At 66.6% G+C, this 16,072-nt stretch carries 14 protein-coding genes; 4 read left to right on the top strand and 10 right to left on the bottom strand.

Annotated elements, in window-relative coordinates; all coding sequences use genetic code 11:
• Window positions 1–12 precede the first annotated feature (12 nt).
• Window positions 13–1,083, top strand: coding sequence for an AI-2E family transporter (locus KEC55_RS20505; RefSeq protein WP_282510157.1), 1,071 nt, complete (start codon window positions 13–15; stop codon window positions 1,081–1,083).
• Window positions 1,084–1,295: 212 nt separating this feature from the next.
• Complete coding sequence (locus KEC55_RS20500; RefSeq protein ID WP_282510156.1) at window positions 1,296–1,670, top strand: hypothetical protein; 375 nt, start codon at window positions 1,296–1,298, stop codon at window positions 1,668–1,670.
• Window positions 1,671–1,709: 39 nt separating this feature from the next.
• Here KEC55_RS20500 and KEC55_RS20495 read toward each other — a convergent pair whose 3' ends face one another.
• From KEC55_RS20495 to KEC55_RS20485, 3 genes are all read right to left on the bottom strand, one after another.
• The gene (locus KEC55_RS20495) at window positions 1,710–2,504 is read right to left on the bottom strand and encodes an SDR family NAD(P)-dependent oxidoreductase (protein ID WP_282510154.1); all 795 of its coding nucleotides are present in this window, start codon (window positions 2,502–2,504) and stop codon (window positions 1,710–1,712) included.
• 405 nt (window positions 2,505–2,909) lie between these two features.
• On the bottom strand, window positions 2,910–3,464 hold the full coding sequence (locus tag KEC55_RS20490) for an inclusion body family protein (RefSeq protein ID WP_282510152.1): 555 nt from the start codon (window positions 3,462–3,464) through the stop codon (window positions 2,910–2,912).
• A 130-nt stretch (window positions 3,465–3,594) separates the two neighbouring features.
• Window positions 3,595–4,149, bottom strand: coding sequence for an AidA/PixA family protein (locus KEC55_RS20485; RefSeq protein WP_282510150.1), 555 nt, complete (start codon window positions 4,147–4,149; stop codon window positions 3,595–3,597).
• Window positions 4,150–4,658: 509 nt separating this feature from the next.
• Between KEC55_RS20485 and KEC55_RS20480 the strand changes: the two genes are divergently transcribed.
• Together KEC55_RS20480 and KEC55_RS20475 are read left to right on the top strand one after the other, a co-directional pair.
• Entirely contained in the window at window positions 4,659–5,216 is a 558-nt protein-coding gene (locus KEC55_RS20480; RefSeq protein WP_282510148.1) for an inclusion body family protein, read from the top strand.
• A gap of 253 nt (window positions 5,217–5,469) precedes the next feature.
• Window positions 5,470–6,315: an AraC family transcriptional regulator gene (locus KEC55_RS20475; RefSeq protein ID WP_282510146.1), complete on the top strand. Its 846-nt coding sequence runs from the start codon at window positions 5,470–5,472 to the stop codon at window positions 6,313–6,315.
• Between the two features lie 12 nt (window positions 6,316–6,327).
• Here KEC55_RS20475 and KEC55_RS20470 read toward each other — a convergent pair whose 3' ends face one another.
• From KEC55_RS20470 to KEC55_RS20440, 7 genes are all read right to left on the bottom strand, one after another.
• The gene (locus tag KEC55_RS20470; protein ID WP_282510144.1) at window positions 6,328–6,915 is read right to left on the bottom strand and encodes a LysE family translocator; all 588 of its coding nucleotides are present in this window, start codon (window positions 6,913–6,915) and stop codon (window positions 6,328–6,330) included.
• 99 nt (window positions 6,916–7,014) lie between these two features.
• Entirely contained in the window at window positions 7,015–8,463 is a 1,449-nt protein-coding gene (locus tag KEC55_RS20465; protein WP_282510142.1) for a heavy metal sensor histidine kinase, read from the bottom strand.
• A complete protein-coding gene (locus KEC55_RS20460; protein WP_176045284.1) occupies window positions 8,460–9,155 on the bottom strand; it encodes a heavy metal response regulator transcription factor in 696 nt (231 codons plus the stop codon). Before KEC55_RS20460 ends, KEC55_RS20465 begins: the two co-directional genes overlap by 4 nt.
• Before the next feature lie 22 nt (window positions 9,156–9,177).
• Window positions 9,178–10,680, bottom strand: a complete 1,503-nt coding sequence (locus KEC55_RS20455) for an efflux transporter outer membrane subunit (RefSeq protein WP_282511363.1) — start codon at window positions 10,678–10,680, stop codon at window positions 9,178–9,180.
• A gap of 5 nt (window positions 10,681–10,685) precedes the next feature.
• Window positions 10,686–11,915: an efflux RND transporter periplasmic adaptor subunit gene (locus KEC55_RS20450; RefSeq protein WP_282510139.1), complete on the bottom strand. Its 1,230-nt coding sequence runs from the start codon at window positions 11,913–11,915 to the stop codon at window positions 10,686–10,688.
• A 36-nt stretch (window positions 11,916–11,951) separates the two neighbouring features.
• A complete protein-coding gene (locus KEC55_RS20445; RefSeq protein ID WP_282510137.1) occupies window positions 11,952–15,119 on the bottom strand; it encodes an efflux RND transporter permease subunit in 3,168 nt (1,055 codons plus the stop codon).
• Window positions 15,120–15,305: 186 nt separating this feature from the next.
• A complete protein-coding gene (locus KEC55_RS20440; RefSeq protein ID WP_282510135.1) occupies window positions 15,306–16,061 on the bottom strand; it encodes a Crp/Fnr family transcriptional regulator in 756 nt (251 codons plus the stop codon).
• Window positions 16,062–16,072 lie beyond the last annotated feature (11 nt).

Raw genomic sequence — 16,072 nt, 5'->3', positions numbered from 1 at the left:
GACAGAGGTGCCATGGGCGCACATGTCCCGTCGTCTCACGATTCCGCCGCACGGCCGCGCGCGCAGCAGATTGCCCGCATCGTGCTGTATGCGGCGCTGCTGGTGCTCGCGCTGTGGGTGATCCGCGACTTCATTCCCGCCATCGCATGGGCCTGCGTGATCGCCATCGCGATGTGGCCGCTGCTCAAATGCTTCGAATCGCACCGGCTGTTCCGTGACCGCCCGACGCTCATCGCGACCGTCATCACGGCCGGGATCTCGCTGCTCGTCGTGCTGCCGATCGCCGTCGCGGCGACCCAGGCGATCGGGCAGGCGCACGACCTGCGCGAGTGGCTGAGGACGGTTCAGGACAACGGCATTCCGTTGCCGGACGTCGTCAGCCGGCTGCCTTACGGGTCGGCGCAGATCACCACATGGTGGCAGGCCAATCTCGGTCACCCGCTGCATGCGTCCAGCGCGATGCACGGCGTGAACGGCGAGAAATTCCTCGCGTTCGGCCGGCAGTTCGGCACGAAACTCGCGCATGTGCTGCTCGAATTCGGCTTCATGCTCGTCACGCTGTTCGTGATCCTGCGCGCGGGCCACAAGCTGTCAGGCGCGTTGCTGCAGGGCGCGCGGCGCGCGTTCGGGCCCAACGGCGCGGAACTGATCGACCGGATGGTCAAGGCCGTGTACGGCACGGTGACGGGGCTCGTCGTCGTCGGGCTCGGCGAGGGCGCGCTGCTCGGCATCGCGTATGCGTTGGCCGGCGTTCCGCATGCGGCGCTGCTCGGCCTCGTCACGGCGATTGCCGCGATGCTGCCGTTCTGCGCGCCGATCGTGTTCTGCGGCGCGGCGCTCTGGCTGTTCGTGCAGGGCGCGACGATGTGGGCCGTGGTGGTGGCTGTGCTCGGGTTCATCGTCGTGTTCGTCGCCGAGCATTTCGTGCGGCCGGTGCTGATCGGCAGCTCGGCGCGGCTGCCGTTCCTGCTGGTGCTGTTCGGCATCCTGGGCGGCGCCGAGACGTTCGGCCTGATCGGGCTGTTCGTCGGTCCCGCGCTGATGACGGTGCTGACGATGCTGTGGGCCGAGTGGATCGCGTGACGACGCGCGCCGTTGCGCCGGTTCGAGGGAGCGGCGCAGCGGCATCGATGCGCGTACAAGCATGCGCCGGCCGGAACGATCCGGCTTGCGCGCGGGCATGCCATGCAGGGATTCGTATAAAGATCTCTACATTTCTTTTCGATCCGGACCCAAAGGTCTAGTAGCATGGGGCTTTCGATCACGCCGGCACGGCGCAGCAGATTTCCCCAAGCATGCGATTGATTTCGATGTCCCGACCCGCCGCGACGCTGTCCCTGGCCGCGAGTTGCCTGATGTTGCACGGCTGCGCGTGGTTCGACTCGTGGCTGCCGTTCTCGTATTCACGCACGCCGCTCGCGCGGGCCGCATCGCGGCATGGCGCGACGCGCGCAGACGTCGTCCGCGCCGGCGGCAACCCGCGCAGCGTATGGATGGTCCGCAACGGCAGCGGCGTCTGCTACAACTACTTCATCGAGCACGGCAACGATCACCGCGAGTATTTCGTCGTGTTCGACAGGGCCGGCGTCGTCACGCAATACGGCTTCGATTCCTGCATGAACGCCGACCGCAAGGGCACGCTCCAGCCGGGCAAGGCCGCTTCGCGCTAGCGCAGCCGCATGGGCCGCGCCAGCCGTTGCCCGGGGGCGTTACGCGATCGTGTCGAGCACGCCGCCGTCCGCGCGTAGCGCGGCGCCCGTGGTCGCCGACGCCAGCGGCGAGCACACGTACACGACCAGGTTCGCGATTTCCTCGGGCAACGCCGGCCGCTGGATAATCGACGTCGCACGCTGCGTGCGGACGAAATCCACCGCGACGTCGTCGATGCTGCGGCCCGTTTCGTCGGCCTGCGCCTTCAGCATCGCCCGCACGCCTTCCGACATCGTCGGCCCCGGCAGCACCGAGTTGACGGTCACCTGGGTGCCGGCCGCGAGCTTGGCGAGGCCGCGCGCGATCGACAGCTGCGCGGTTTTCGTGAACCCGTAATGAATCATGTCGACCGGGATGTTCAGGCCCGATTCCGACGAAATGAACACGATGCGCCCGGCATTGCGTTCGATCATCCCCTTCAGGTAATGCCGCGCGAGCCGCACGCCGGACATCACGTTCATCTGGAAGTAATGTTCCCACTCGGCGTCGTCGATCTCGAAGAACGCCTTCAGCCCGTAGATGCCCGCATTGTTGACGAGGATGTCGGCCTCCGGCGTGTGCTGCGTGATACGCGCGACGCCGGCCGCGTCGGACAGGTCGGCGGCGACGCCGTCGAAGCTCGCGCCGGGCACGGCCGCGCGCAATTGCGCGAGCGCCGACTGCACCGACGTGTCGCTGCGGCCGTTGACGACGACGCGCGCACCGGCGCGCGCGAGCCCTTCGGCGATCGCGAGCCCGATGCCGGCGGTGGAGGCGGTGACGACCGCGGTCTTGCCTTTCAGATCGATGTGCATGAGCGTGACGGGGGAGGAGTGAATGGAAGCCGCCGCGCGCGCCGCGGCGGACGGAATTCAAAGCTTAGGAGAATTTCGATCAACAGGCCATTCCGCGCGTGAGGCGGCGGCGTTGATGTATACGTTCCGGATGCGGACGTGAAGCGCAGCCTGTTCGTGAGTCGCACACGCGCGAGATCCCGGTCGGCTCAGGTGGACTGAGCCGAGGTCGGAATCTCGCGCGTGTGCTTCGCCCGCAGGGAACCAACCCGATGACGCGTTCGCGGGCTGCGATGGGAGCGTGCGTGCATCCGGTCCGAATGGATCGGCGCCACAGGCGCCGCTGGCGGATTTCGCGCCTGCCGCCTGCCTGCCTCGCGACCCGCGCTCGCAGCCTTTGCGAAGCACGGCAACGGCAGGCAATTATCAGGAGCACATGACGAACCAGTCCCACCAGTAGTATCCCAGCAGCTCCTGCGTGCTTCTTTCCAGCGTATAGAGTCCGAAGCAGGCGCCAAGCGTTTCTATCCCGCTCGTTCTCGCCTTGGCGCCAATGCTGACGAAAGTTTGCAACTTCGTCACCGGCGGCAGGCCGTCGGACGTTTCAGGGTTCAGTTGCACGGCCTTCACTTCAAGGAACTCCTGCGTAAACGGGTTGAAAACCTGCTGGCCGAAAAGGTGCGAAACCTGATAAACGAGCACGGCCTCGTCCGCGTTCCCGTACAGGGATACCGCCCTGAGTGAAACGGTGTCGCCCGGGACCAGCGTCAGACGTGATTCAGCGGCGCCATTTCCGAGCGCCTCACCTCGTGCCCCGGTGTAAAGCAGGTTCACGGCGCGATGATCGACGGCGGTCGGTCTCTCGGGCTGCTTGCTCGGATTCGGGTACCTCCTCTTGACGTATTCCGTGTCGATTACGGCCAGGATGTCGATCTGCTGCGCGCTCGGGTCGAGACTGATGCTTCCAAGATCGGCTGTCATACGTGGTGCCTCCATTCGGGCTTTGTCGCGGAAAGGGGGCGGCGCCCTGCGAGGCGCCGCGCAAGACCTGCTGGCTGCTGGCTCGAATCGCTCCCGTCCGGCTTCGGAGCGAGTGGTCGGGGCGCTTGCCTCAACTGGCGGTGGCTTGCCAGGTCCAGAAGAAGTAGCCGAACAGCGTCTTCTTGTTTTGATCCCGCGTATAAAGTGCAAAACACGCGCCGAGGTTCTCGGATCCGGAAGAGCTTGCGACGGCGTTGAGGCTTTGAAACGCCTGGGATTGCGCCGAGATCGCAACGACATCGGGCGTCTCTGCGGCACTCGGTGCGTCGGCCTGTACGATGTTATGCACGGCAAACTGGCTGAAGACTCGATCACCCGAGAAGTGCCGCACGTTGTAAATCACTGCCGAGTCGCCCGAGTTGTCGGACAGCGACGTCCCCATCAGGGACACGCTGTCGCGAACCTGCAGCTTCAGGCCCAGCGTGCCCGTTCCTTCCGAACTGCTCACGCCGGGCAGGCGGCTGCTGAGCATGAACGCGGCATTGCTGGAGATGGCCGTCGGATTGGATGCGTTCTTGCTGGGATTGGGATAATTTGTCTTTACGTAATGCGTGTCGATAACCGCAAGAATGTGAATGAATTGAGCGGCTTTTTCCAGGTTGATGTTATCCGGGTCGATTTTCATTGGAATGCCTCCGTGGTGGGTCAATTTCCCGTTCGATACGAATGACGCATCGGCGATGCGCTCTTTTAGTATCGTCAATTTATATTCGTCTTTGTACCTGTCAGCTTTGATGGGGGATCTATTTTAATAGGGCGTATTTTGATTTTTTAGGGGCGGAAACTGCTTCTGGTCAAACGGGAAAGGCCCGGATTTTCAGGTTCGCCCGGCGCAAGCCGGTGCAAGACCTTGAGATTGACGTGCCGGTGGTAATGGTGCCACCCATTGATTACGAGTTCACTATCGTTCGTGGGCGGGACGCGGGCGCGCTTCGATTGGTGTAATTGGTTGTAATTGATTTTCGTGGTTTTTGTACTAACGAAAATTCGATTATTGCGTGTGGATTCCGGTGATCGTCATCGTGTAATCGGGTGTAATTGATTGTTCCGCTAAAAATGACGATATTGACCGTGACGCACTAATGACGTGTCGTCGGATTTCAATTCCCAACGCTGAATGATTGGAGGTTAACCATGGCTTCCGAAGTCACCCTTGCATCAAGCGCGCAGGACATCAACATTCTCGTGGTTATCGACACGGAATGGGTCAAGAGAACCTACCCGAATCCGAGCCAGGTTCAGGGCAATCCGACGGGCATCGCTCACAATGGCCAGTTCATGATTTGCACCGGCGCGCGCGGCATCAAGGGGCAGGGTACGGCCGACCTGGAAATCACCGCCTACCCGCGCGACCGCATCATGTTCACCGGCGTGTCGATCTACGACAACTCCGATGACGCCGTGATCATCTACGACATCAAGCACTACAAGGGTGACATGGTGTTCAACCAGTTCAACTGCAACACGGTCGTGCGCAACGGTGCGGTGGAACCCGATCCGGAGTCGTCCAGCCGAAATGGCCTCCCGGCGAAGCAGAAACAGCTGACGTTCGCGACCTTCGACTCGTCGGTCAGGAACAGCGGCACCGAGTTCTTCGGCGTTTGCTTCGCGCTCTACAAGCTGGTCGGCGGGCAGAAGCAAGAGCTGTTCGGCTACTACTGGTGGGATCCGAAGATCTACGTTCCGGCCTGACCCCATCGGCTCGACTCACGCGCGGGGGCACGCAGGAGCCGTTTCACCGTACGCGTGAAATTCTCCGCCACGCGTGTTGACGCGTCGGCGGAGGCAGGATCGTGCCCACGAGAATTTTCGTGGGCACGATTCATGTTTGACGGTAGCGACTTCGATTTTTGCCGTTGCGAGTCCCGCAGGCCGGGCTCCGGTTGCGCGCCGCCTCACAGTCTTGTACGGTGAGCGTTCGCCGTCCGAACCGGGAGCCCGCCGCGTGAGCCGTACCGCCAACCGATCCATCGACCCGTCGCCGTTCTGGCGCGACGCCGCGCTGCCGTTCATCGAGGCGCGCACGGTCGACGACGGACGCGAGATCTGCTACGCGAAGCACACGCACGATACGTTTTCGGTGGGGGCGATCGTCGGCGGCACGAGCACCTACGTGAACGGTGCGACGAATGCACACGTCGGGCGCGGCGTGCTCGTGATCATCGATCCGGAACAGGTGCATGCATGCAATCCGTACGGCCCCGATGCGTGGGCGTACCGGATGGTCTATGTCGACGTGCCGTGGCTCGCGCGGCTGCAGCATTCGCTGGGTCGCGATCCGAACGGCGATTTTCACGGCTTTTCGCCGAAGTTGACGGAGCGGAGCGACCTGTTCGCGCAATTTGGCGGGTTCTATCGCACGCTCGTGTCGCCATCGGTCGATCCGCTCGGCAAGGAAAGCGCGGCGGTCGAATTCTTCACGCAACTGCATGGCGCGCTCGATCGCGAACCGTCCGCCCCGCGGCCGGGCGACGACAATGCGAAGCTCGCGCGCGCGGCCGACTACATCGCCGCACATTGTCGCGACGGCGTGACGCTCGATGCGATCTGCGCGGCGGCCGACCTGTCGCCGTCGTATCTGATCCGCGCCTTCAACGCCCGCTACGGGATGACGCCGCATGCATTCCTGATCGATCGTCGCGTGCAGTACGGCCGCACCGAGCTGCGCCGTGGCCGGCCGATCGCCGAAGTCGCGCTCGACGCCGGCTTTGCCGACCAGGCCCATTTCCAGCGCGCTTTCCGGCGCATCGCGGCCGCGACGCCCGGACAGTATCGCAGCGCGATGCGCTGACCGGCAGCGTGGCTACACGTCGAGCAGGAACAACGCGCTGCCTGCCAGCAGCAGCGCCATCAGCCGGTTGAACATGCGCATGCGCCGCGCGTTCGCGAGCCGATGCCGCAGCGACGCCCCCGCATACGCCCAGCATGCGATCGACGCGAAGCAGATCACCAGATACAGCGCGGCGAATTGCCAGACCTGTGTGCGGTCGCCGTCGGCCGCATAGGCGCCCATCGCGGCCACGCACGCGAGCCATGCCTTCGGATTGAGCCACTGCATCGCCGCGCCGGCCGCCGCCGACGGGCCGGCCACGTCCGGGTCGGCCGACAGCCGGCCGTCGTCGAGCGCGAGCCGCAGCGCCATATACAGCAGGAACGCGATCCCCGACCACTGCGTGGCCGTCGTCAGCACGGGCCAGCGCGCGAGCGCCGCGTGCAGGCCGAGGCCGATCAGCAGAAAGAGCGCGACGAAGCCGAGCGTCGCGCCGGCCGCATAGCGCAGGCTCGCGCCGAGGCCATGACGGGCGCCCGCGCTGAGCGCGACGATATTAACGGGACCGGGGGTGATCGACGAGGCCAGCGCGAACGCGGCCATCGAAACCAGCATGCTCATCAGGTGTCTCCATGCGAAATGTCGAAAGTCGCATCGAGACTACGGGAGCCGTTTCGGCCGGTATTGAAGAAAACTGCCCTCGGCAGAGTGCGGTCGCCGTCAGTGCAGCGCGCGCGGTGCGTGGGCCGGCTGCGACTCGGCCGGGCCGGTTACGTCGGCCACGCGCAGCGGTCCGCCCGCGCAGGGTTCCGTCGACACCGAGAAGCCGAACGTGTTGACGCCGCCCGAACACGCGACGAACACGCCGCCGCCGTGCATCTCGGCCACGGCCTTGACGATCGACAGCCCGAGCCCGTGGTTCTCCTTGCTGTTCGCACGCGCTTCCTCGAGCCGGTAAAAGCGCTCGAACACGTGCGGGCGCTGCACCGGATCGATCGGCTCGCCGGGGTTCGACACAGCCATGTCGACGAGTGTGTCGCGGCGCGTGATCGTCACGTTCACCGTCGCGCCGGGCGCCGAATGCTGGATCGCGTTGATCAGCAGGTTCGTCATCGCGCGGCGGAACAGCGATGGATCGACGGCCGCGCGTGCGTCGCCGTGCAGTTCGGCATGCAACTGCGCCTCGTCGAGCGGAATTTCGAGGAAATCGAGCATGCGCCGCACCTCGTCGGCAAGCGACACGTCCTTCAGGTCGGTCGCTCGCTCGCCGCGATCGCTGCGCGACAGGAACAGCATGTCGTTGATGATCACGCGCAGCCGCTCGAATTCCTCGAGGTTCGACTGCAGCGTCTGACGCATCCGGTCGACCGACTGGTCGCGGCTCGTCAGCGCGACCTGGGTCTGGCCGATCAGGATGCTGATCGGCGTGCGCAGCTCGTGCGCGACGTCCGCGTTGAACGCTTCGAGCCGCGCGTAGGTCTGCTGGATCCGTTCGAGCGCGCCGTTGAACGACGTCGCGAGGTCGCGCAGCTCGGTCGGCAGCGCATCGGTCTGCAACCGCTGGCGGCGGTTGGTCGCGCTCACGCTCGCCGCGTCCTGCGACAACCGGTCGAGCGGCGCGAGCCCGAAGCGCGCGACCGCGCGGCTCAGCAGCAGCGTGATGACGGTGGCCGTCGCGATCAGCGCGGCGAGCGTCCAGCCGAAGCGGCGCAGCATCCGCTGCGTGCGCTCGCACGACGTCGCGACCACCAGCTGCAGTGGCGGCCGTTCGCCGGCGCCGGCCAGCGAGACGGTCTTCGTCATCACCGCGTAGCTGCTGTCGTTGAGCTCGTAGCGCTGGTACGCGCCGAACGGCGGGTCGAGCGGCACGCCGTTGACGGGGCTGCCGAAGCGGAACGCCGGGTTGTCGCTGACGACCTGGTAGTGCGTCGAGCCGTCGGGCGGTTCGAGATCGGCGAGCTTTTCCTGCATCAGGCGGCCGCGTGCGGCCGTGGTGGCATGCGACACGATCATCTCGGCGACCTTCGCGCGCGTGTCGATCGTCGCGCGCAACTCGGCGAACAGCTGGCGCTCCATCATCACGAACAGCCCGCAGCCGACCAGCGTGAACACGAGCAGCGACACGATGCCGAACATCGCCGACAGCCGCAGGACGATCGAGCGTTTCATGCCGTCCTCTCGGTGTCACCGTCCTCGCGCGCCTCGAGCACGTAGCCCATCCCGCGGATCGTGTGCAGCAGCTTGTCCGCGAACGGGCCGTCGAGTTTCGCGCGCAGCCGCTTGATCGCCGTCTCGACGACGTTCGCGTTGCTGTCGAAGTTCACGTCCCACACGAGTTCGGCGATCGTCGTCTTCGACAGCACTTCGCCGCTGCGCCGCGCGAGCACGCCGAGCAGCTGGAACTCCTGCGCGGTCAGGTCGAGCCGCGTGCCGTCGCGGGTCGCACGGCGGCCGATCAGGTCGACGCGCAGGTCACCGATCGAGATCAGCGTCGATTCCTGCACGCGCGCGCGGCGCGTCAGCGCGCGCAGCCGCTCGATCAGCTCGAGGAACGAGAAGGGCTTGGTCAGGTAGTCGTCGGCGCCACCGCGCAGCCCGCGCACGCGATCGTCGACGCGGTCGCGCGCGGTCAGCATGATGACGGGCGTCTGCTTCTGCGCGCGCAACGCACGCAGCACGCCGAAGCCATCGAGCTTTGGCAGCATCACATCGAGCACGACCACGTCGTAGTCGAATTCGACGGCCTTCCATGCGCCGTCCTCGCCGTCGAGCGCGGTGTCGACGACCCAGCCTTCCTCGGTCAGGCCGCTCTTCAGGTATTCGACGACTTTCGGTTCGTCTTCGACGATCAGCACTTTCATGTTCGTATTCCGCGTAACCGGGTTAAGGGCCGACGCCCGCGGTGCGCTGCGGGCCCGCCGCCGCGACGTCGGACGGCGTGGCGCCGCTCGTCGCGGCGCCGTCCCAGCCGCCGCCGAGCGCCTTCGCGAGAAACACGACGAGCGCCGCGCGCTGGCCCTGGATCTGCACGGCCTGTCGCTCGCTCGTCAACAGTTGCTGCTGGGCCGTCAGCACGTCGATGAACGGCGTCAGGCCGCCCGCGTAGCGGTCCTGCGCGAGCGACACGAGCTTGCGCGCGTCGTCGACGGCCGCGGATGCCTGCTGCGCGGCGTCGGCGAGGACCGACAGGCCCGTGACCGCATTTTGCACCTCCTGGAACGCGGTGAGCACGGTCTGCCGGTAGCTGGCCTGCGCGGCGACGTAGCCGGCCTGCGCGAAATCGACGCCAGCCTTCAGCCTGCCGCCTTCGAAGAGCGGCTGGCTGAGCGACCCGCCGACCGACCACAGCAGCGCCGGCACGCTGAACAGACTCGCGAAGCGCGTTGCATCCCAGCCGATGTCCGGCGACAGCGTGATGCGCGGGAAATACGCGGCGCGCGCGACGCCGATCTGCGCGTTCGCGGCCGCCATCGCGCGCTCGGCCGACGCGACGTCGGGGCGCCGCTGCAGCAGGTCGCTCGGCATGCCGGTCGGCAGCGCGGGCGCGTTGATCGGCACCACGCGCGACGGCAGCGAGAATTCGGGGGCCGGCGTGCCGACCAGCGTCGCGATCGCGGTTTCGACCTGCGCGCGCTGCTGGAGCAGCAACTGCGCCTGCGTGCGCGTCGCGTCGAGCTGCGAGCGCTGCTGCAGCAGGTCGAGGCCCGACACCGCGCCGAGGTCGTGGCGCGCGCTCACGTAGTCGAGCGCCTTCTGCTGCAGGTCGATCGAACGTTTGACGACATCGATCTCGGTATCGAGTTCGCGCAGCGCGAAATAGCTCGACGCAAGGTCGGCCGTCAGCACGAGGCGAGCGTTCGCGAAATCGTCGTGCGCCTGCTCGGTGGTCGCCTGTGCCGATTCGACGCTGCGCCGCACGCGGCCGAACAGGTCGAGCTCGTAGCTGACGGCCGCACCGACCTGGACGTCGTTCTGCACGGTCGACATGCTTTGCGTCGCGTAGTTGGTCTGCGGCCGGTCGGCGGAGATCTTGAAGCGCTGGCCGCTCGCGTTCAGGCCGACAGCCGGATATTGCGCGGATGCGACGGACGCGAGCGTCGCCTTCGCCTGGTCGTAGCGCGCGGCCACGGCCTTCAGGTTCTGGTTGTTGCGCAGCGCGTCGGTTTCCAGTGCGTCGAGTTGCGGATCGCCGAACGCGGTCCACCACGCGGGATCGAGCGGCGCGCGGGCCGGCGCGGCCGGATGCCAGTACGCGTCGGCCGGGTCGAGCCGCCATGCGGCCGGCGTGTCGACGGCCGGGCGCTGGTAGTCCGGGCCGACGGCACAGCCGGCGAGGGCGGCTGCCGCGACGGCGGCGAGCGCGACGGGCCGCACGCGGATACGCATCGCGGTCACGACTTCGCTCCCGAGGCGGCCGATGCCGGTTGCGCGGCCGGTGCCTGCACGACGACCTTGTCGCCGTTCGCAAGCGCGTCGCTCGGGTTCGCGACGAGGCGGTCGGCCGGCGTGAGCGGGCCGTCGACTTCGAGCGTCTGGCCGATCGTGCGCACGACCGTCACCTGCTTCAGATGGACTTGCCCGTTCGCATCGACGGTCGCGACCGTCGGGCCTTCGCCGCGGAACAGCAGCGTATTGGCCGGGACCTGCAGGCGGCCGACCGGCGTCATCGGCAGCGTGGCCTGCACGTAGGCGCCGGGCAGCAGCCGGCCGTCCGGGTTCGGCAGCGTGATCTCGATCTGCAGCGAGCGCGTCGCGACGTCGATCGCCTCGGACGTGCGCGTGATCGTGCCGTCGAACGTCTTGCCCGGCAGTTCGGCCTGCGCGACGCTCACGTGCTGGCCGACCTTCACCTGCTGCGCGTACGCCTGCGGCACCTGCACGTAGAGGCGCAGCCGGTCGGCCTGCACGACCGTGAACAGCGAGCGGCCCGCGTTGCCCGAATTGACGAGATCGCCGACGTCGACGTTGCGCTGCGTGACGATCCCGTCGATCGGCGCGACGATCCGCTGGAAACCCTTCAGCTCGGTGAGCCGGCGCATGTTCGCATCGGCCGCGGCGAGGTTCGCGCTGCCCTGGTTGAACGCGCCTTGCCGGTCGTCGAGTTCCTGCTGCGACACGGCATCGCGCTGGCGCAGCTGCTGCGCGCGGTCGAACGACGTCTTCGCGAGCGCGAGCGCGGCCTGCGCCTGCTGGCGTTGCGCGGTGGCCTGCGCGAGTTCCTGGTTCAGCTCGGGTGTATCGAGTTCGGCGAGCGTCTGCCCCTGCTTCACGTGCGCGCCGATGTCGGCCTGCCAGCGCAGCACGTAGCCGCTCGCCCGCGCGTAGATGGGCGCCTCGACGAAGCCGCGCAGCGTGCCGGGCAGCGTCAGCTTGCCGCCGGTGGCCGCGTCGACCGGATGCACGACGTTCACGTACTGGCGCGTGTTCTGCTCGGCGACCGCGTCGAGCCGGTTGCGGTTCAGCACGTTGACGACGATCGTGCGCGCGGCGCCGGCGGCCAGCAGCACGCCGATCACGATCAGGACGATGCGCCCGCGCCGCGATACCGACGTGCGCGTCGGCAGGTGCATGCCGTGTTCGTCCACCTGGATGCCGACGGAGCTGTGATGTTTCTCTTCCATGAATTCAACCAATTCAACCGGGTAGTGGGGCGAAAGTCAGTGTCCAGCCTGGCGCGCGCGCCGGCGGGCCAGCCGCGCATGCACGCCGCCGAACACGAGCGGCACGAACAGCAACGTCGAAACGGTCGCGAACAGCAGCCCGCCGATCACCGCGCGGCCGAGCGGCGCATTCTGCTCGGCGCCTTCGCCGAGACCGAGCGCCATCGGCACCATCCCGATGATCATCGCGAGCGCCGTCATCAGCACCGGCCGGATCCGCGTCGCGCCGGCTTCCAGCGCGGCGGTGAGCGGCGGCGCGCCGGCCGCGAGACGCTGGCGCGCGAACGACACGACCAGAATGCTGTTCGCGGTCGCGACACCCACCGTCATGATCGCGCCCGTCAGCGCGGGCACGCTCAGGTGCGTGCCGGTGATGAACAGCATCCACGCGATGCCGGCGAGCGCGGCCGGCATCGCGCTGATGATGATCAGCGGGTCGAGCCACGACTGGAAATTGACGACGATCAGCAGGTAGACGAGCACGATCGCCATCGCGACACCCGCGCCGAGGCCGATATACGACGTGCGCATCGTTTCGACCTGGCCGCGCAATGTCAAGTCGGTGCCGCGCGGCAGCGTGGCGCGTGCGTCGGACACGATGCGGTCGATCTCGCCCGCGACCGAGCCGAGGTCGCGGCCTTCGACGCTCACGTACACGTCGATCGCCGGGCGGATGTTGTAGTGCGTGATCACGGCCGGGTTCGCGGTGCTGCGCACCTGCACGAGGTTGCCGAGCAGTTGCAGCGGCATGCCCGTGCGGCCGCTCGCCGAGATTGGCGTGCCGAGCAGGTCGTCGACCGACGAGATGCTGTATTGCGGGGTCTGGATCTGCAGCGGGTACTGCACGCCGGTGCGCGGGTTGATCCAGAACGACGGCGTCGTCTGCGAACTGCCGGACAGCGAGATCAGCATGTTCTGCGCGACGTTCTGCGCGGAGAGATTGAGCTGCTGCATGCGCGTACGATCCATGTCGGCCAGCAGGGTCGGCTCGTCGTTGCGTTGCAGCACGTGCACGTCGACGGCGCCGGGGATTTGCCTGAACTTTTTCATCAGGTTGCTCGCGATAGTCATGTTACTCGCGAGATCGTTGCCGAGCACCTGCACGTCGATCGCGGCCGGCTGACCGAAGTTGAGGATCTGCGTGATGATGTCCGATGGCTGGAAGAAGAACTCGACGCCCGGGAAGCGCTCGGGCAGCAGCGTGCGCAGTGTCTGCACGTAATGCTGGGTCGCGCGGTGGCCAGGTTTCAGCGCGATCAGCAACTCGCCGTCGAGCGTGCCGATCGTGCCGGCGTTGCTGTACGACAGGTTGATGCCGCTCACCGGCAGGCCGAGGTTGTCGACGATCGCGCCGAGCTCGTCGGGCGGTACGGTTTCGCGGATCACGCGCTCGACCTGGTCGGCGAGGCGCGCGGTTTCCTCGATCCGGTAGCCGGTGGGCGCACGCATGTGCAGCCGGATGTTGCCGGAATCGGCGTTCGGGAAGAAGTCGCGGCCGAGCACGAATACCAGGCCCGTCGACAGCACGCAGAAGCCGAGGAAGCACATCGCGTAGAAGCGGCGGCGCACGAGCAGGATGCTCAGCAACACGATGTACCACGCACGCAGCCGTTCGAACGCGTGGTTGAACGCGTGATGGATGCGCGCGAAGCGCGACGTCGAATGGTCGGGGCCGGTGCTGGCCTGCTGCGGGCGGAACAGCAGCATCGCCAGCGTCGGCACCAGCGTGCGCGACAGCACGTACGACGCGAGCATCGCGAACACGACGGCTTCCGCGAGCGGCACGAACAGGAAGCGCGCGACGCCCGTCAGGAAGAACATCGGTACGAACACGATACAGATGCACAGCGTCGACACGAACGCAGGCACCGCGATTTCACCCGCGCCTTCGAGGATCGCGTCGTGCAGGTTGGTGCCGAGATGCAGGTGCCGCTCGATGTTCTCGATCGTGACGGTCGCGTCGTCGACCAGGATCCCGACCGCGAGCGCGAGCCCGCCGAGCGTCATGATGTTGATGGTCTCGCCGAGCGCGGACAGCGCGATCAGCGACGTGAAGATCGACAGCGGAATCGAGATCGCGATGATCAGCGTGCTGCGCCAGTTGCCGAGGAACAGCAGGATCATCATCGCGGTCAGCACGGCGGCGATCAGCGCCTCGTGGATCACGCCCTGGACGGCCGCGTTGACGAACACCGACTGGTCGAACAACGGCGTGATCGTGAGCCCCTCGGGCAGCGTCGGGATCACCTTCGGCAGCAGCGACTTCAGGTCCGACACGACCTTGAGCGTCGACGCGTCGCCGCTTTTCAGGATCGAGATCAGCACGCCGCGCTGGCCGTTCTGCCGCACGACGTTGGTCTGCGGCGCGAAGCCGTCGCGCACCGCCGCCACTTCGCGCAGGTAGGTCGTGGCGCCGTTGACGGTCTGGACCGGCAGGTTGTTGATGTCGGCGACGGTATCGGCCGACGCGTTGGTGTCGATCCGGTATTCGGTCTGGCCCATCTTCGCCGTGCCGGTCGGCAGCACGAGGTTCTGCGCGTTGACCGCGTTGACGATGTCGGCCGGCGTGAGGCCCTTCGCGAGCAGCGCCTGCGGATCGAGGTCGATCGCGACCACGCGCGTGCGACCGCCGTACGGGAACGGGATCTGCACGCCCGGCACCGTGATCAGCTGCGGGCGCAGGAAGTTGAGCGCGATGTCGGCGAGCGACTGTTCGCTGAGCGTCTTGCTCGACAGCCCGAGCTGGATCACCGGGATGCTCGAGGCCGAATAGGTGATCACGAGCGGCGGTGTCGCGCCCTGCGGCATCTGCCGCACGATCGCCTGCGCGGAGGAGACCGTCTGCGCGATCGCCGTCTGCACGTTCGCGCCCGGTTGCAGGAACACCTTCACGACGGCGATGCCGGGCAGCGACGTCGATTCGACGTGCTGGATGTTGTTGACGGTCGTCGTCAGGATCCGTTCATGGACGGAGGTGATCCGGTTGGTCATCTCCGTCGCGGAGAAGCCGCTGTAATTCCAGATCACGCTGATGACGGGGATGTTGATCGCGGGCAGCACGTCGACCGGTGTGCGCATCAGCGCAAGCGGCGTGGCCAGCACGATCATGATGGCCATGACGATGAACGTGTAGGGGCGCTTGAGCGCGAGATTGACGATCCACATGGAGGCAGCGGGACAGGCGGTGATCAGGCGTCGGTGAAGGGAACCCGAATGATAGGCGTCGGCGTGGAACGGGTTACTGTCGCGAAACTGGCGGAACTGTCAGTTTGGGGCGCGCGGGTCGTCCGCCGATTCCGCAGACGGAATGCCTGCGTCGCGATGGCTGCGATTGCACCGATCGCGCTGCGCTCACAGCTGCTCCATCCCGAAGCGCGCGAGCGCATGCAGATCGACGACCTCGATCTGGTTGTACGCGAGCCGCAACGCGCCGAGCTTCTCGAGTTGCTGCAGCGCCTGGTTGATCCGCTGCCGCGACACGCCGACGAGCATCCCGAGTTCCTCCTGCGAGATCGATAGCGACGGGCCGGTATCCGGGTACAGGTCGGGGTTGAAGAGCTGCGCGAGCGCCTGCGCGACGCGCGCGTCGACGTCGAGCAGCCGGCTGTTCTGGATCGACGCGATGAATTCGCCCATCCGGTTGTTCAACTGATGGATCACGAAGCGCGTGAACGGCAGGCTGGTATCGAGCAGCGCATGGAAAGTGTCGACCGGCACGAACAGCACGCTCGAGCGCTGGATCGCGACGACTTCGTACTTGCGCAGCTCGCGCTTGATCACGCTGCCTTCGCCGAACCAGCCGCCCGACGGCACGCCGGAAAACGTGCAGCCGCGCCCCGACACGTTGAAGATCGCGAGCTTCAGCAACCCCTGGTGCACGCCGATCCAGTACTCGGACGGCGCGAGCCGGTGCGCGATCACGTCGCCGGCCTCGCACTGCTCGACGCGCGACTGCGCGAGCACGAGCGCCTGGTGTTCGGGCGCCAGCGTGCGGAACCACGCGCACTGGCCGAACAGCGTCGACAGGGCGGGCAGCGGGCCCGGTTCGGGAGGCTGGTCGGCCGGGCGGGCGGCCGCGTCGGGCGGCGCAACGGAGTGGTCGTGCATGGGTGCGGGTT

Origin of the sequence: Burkholderia cepacia (assembly GCF_029962485.1) — a bacterium.
GTDB lineage: Bacteria > Pseudomonadota > Gammaproteobacteria > Burkholderiales > Burkholderiaceae > Burkholderia.
The sequence above is the reverse complement of the archived record's forward strand: the minus strand, read 5'-3'. Positions and strand labels throughout refer to the sequence as shown.

What these genes read in the sequence shown, in the direction of transcription:
- KEC55_RS20495 (WP_282510154.1), bottom strand. Translation starts at nt 2,504, where the DNA reads ATGCACATCGATCTGAAAGGCAAGACCGCGGTCGTCACCGCCTCCACC.
- KEC55_RS20470 (WP_282510144.1), bottom strand. Translation starts at nt 6,915, where the DNA reads ATGAGCATGCTGGTTTCGATGGCCGCGTTCGCGCTGGCCTCGTCGATC.
- KEC55_RS20500 (WP_282510156.1), top strand. Translation starts at nt 1,296, where the DNA reads ATGCGATTGATTTCGATGTCCCGACCCGCCGCGACGCTGTCCCTGGCC.
- KEC55_RS20440 (WP_282510135.1), bottom strand. Translation starts at nt 16,061, where the DNA reads ATGCACGACCACTCCGTTGCGCCGCCCGACGCGGCCGCCCGCCCGGCC.
- KEC55_RS20485 (WP_282510150.1), bottom strand. Translation starts at nt 4,149, where the DNA reads ATGAAAATCGACCCGGATAACATCAACCTGGAAAAAGCCGCTCAATTC.
- KEC55_RS20505 (WP_282510157.1), top strand. Translation starts at nt 13, where the DNA reads ATGGGCGCACATGTCCCGTCGTCTCACGATTCCGCCGCACGGCCGCGC.
- KEC55_RS20480 (WP_282510148.1), top strand. Translation starts at nt 4,659, where the DNA reads ATGGCTTCCGAAGTCACCCTTGCATCAAGCGCGCAGGACATCAACATT.
- KEC55_RS20450 (WP_282510139.1), bottom strand. Translation starts at nt 11,915, where the DNA reads ATGGAAGAGAAACATCACAGCTCCGTCGGCATCCAGGTGGACGAACAC.
- KEC55_RS20445 (WP_282510137.1), bottom strand. Translation starts at nt 15,119, where the DNA reads ATGTGGATCGTCAATCTCGCGCTCAAGCGCCCCTACACGTTCATCGTC.
- KEC55_RS20465 (WP_282510142.1), bottom strand. Translation starts at nt 8,463, where the DNA reads ATGAAACGCTCGATCGTCCTGCGGCTGTCGGCGATGTTCGGCATCGTG.
- KEC55_RS20490 (WP_282510152.1), bottom strand. Translation starts at nt 3,464, where the DNA reads ATGACAGCCGATCTTGGAAGCATCAGTCTCGACCCGAGCGCGCAGCAG.
- KEC55_RS20455 (WP_282511363.1), bottom strand. Translation starts at nt 10,680, where the DNA reads ATGCGTATCCGCGTGCGGCCCGTCGCGCTCGCCGCCGTCGCGGCAGCC.
- KEC55_RS20460 (WP_176045284.1), bottom strand. Translation starts at nt 9,155, where the DNA reads ATGAAAGTGCTGATCGTCGAAGACGAACCGAAAGTCGTCGAATACCTG.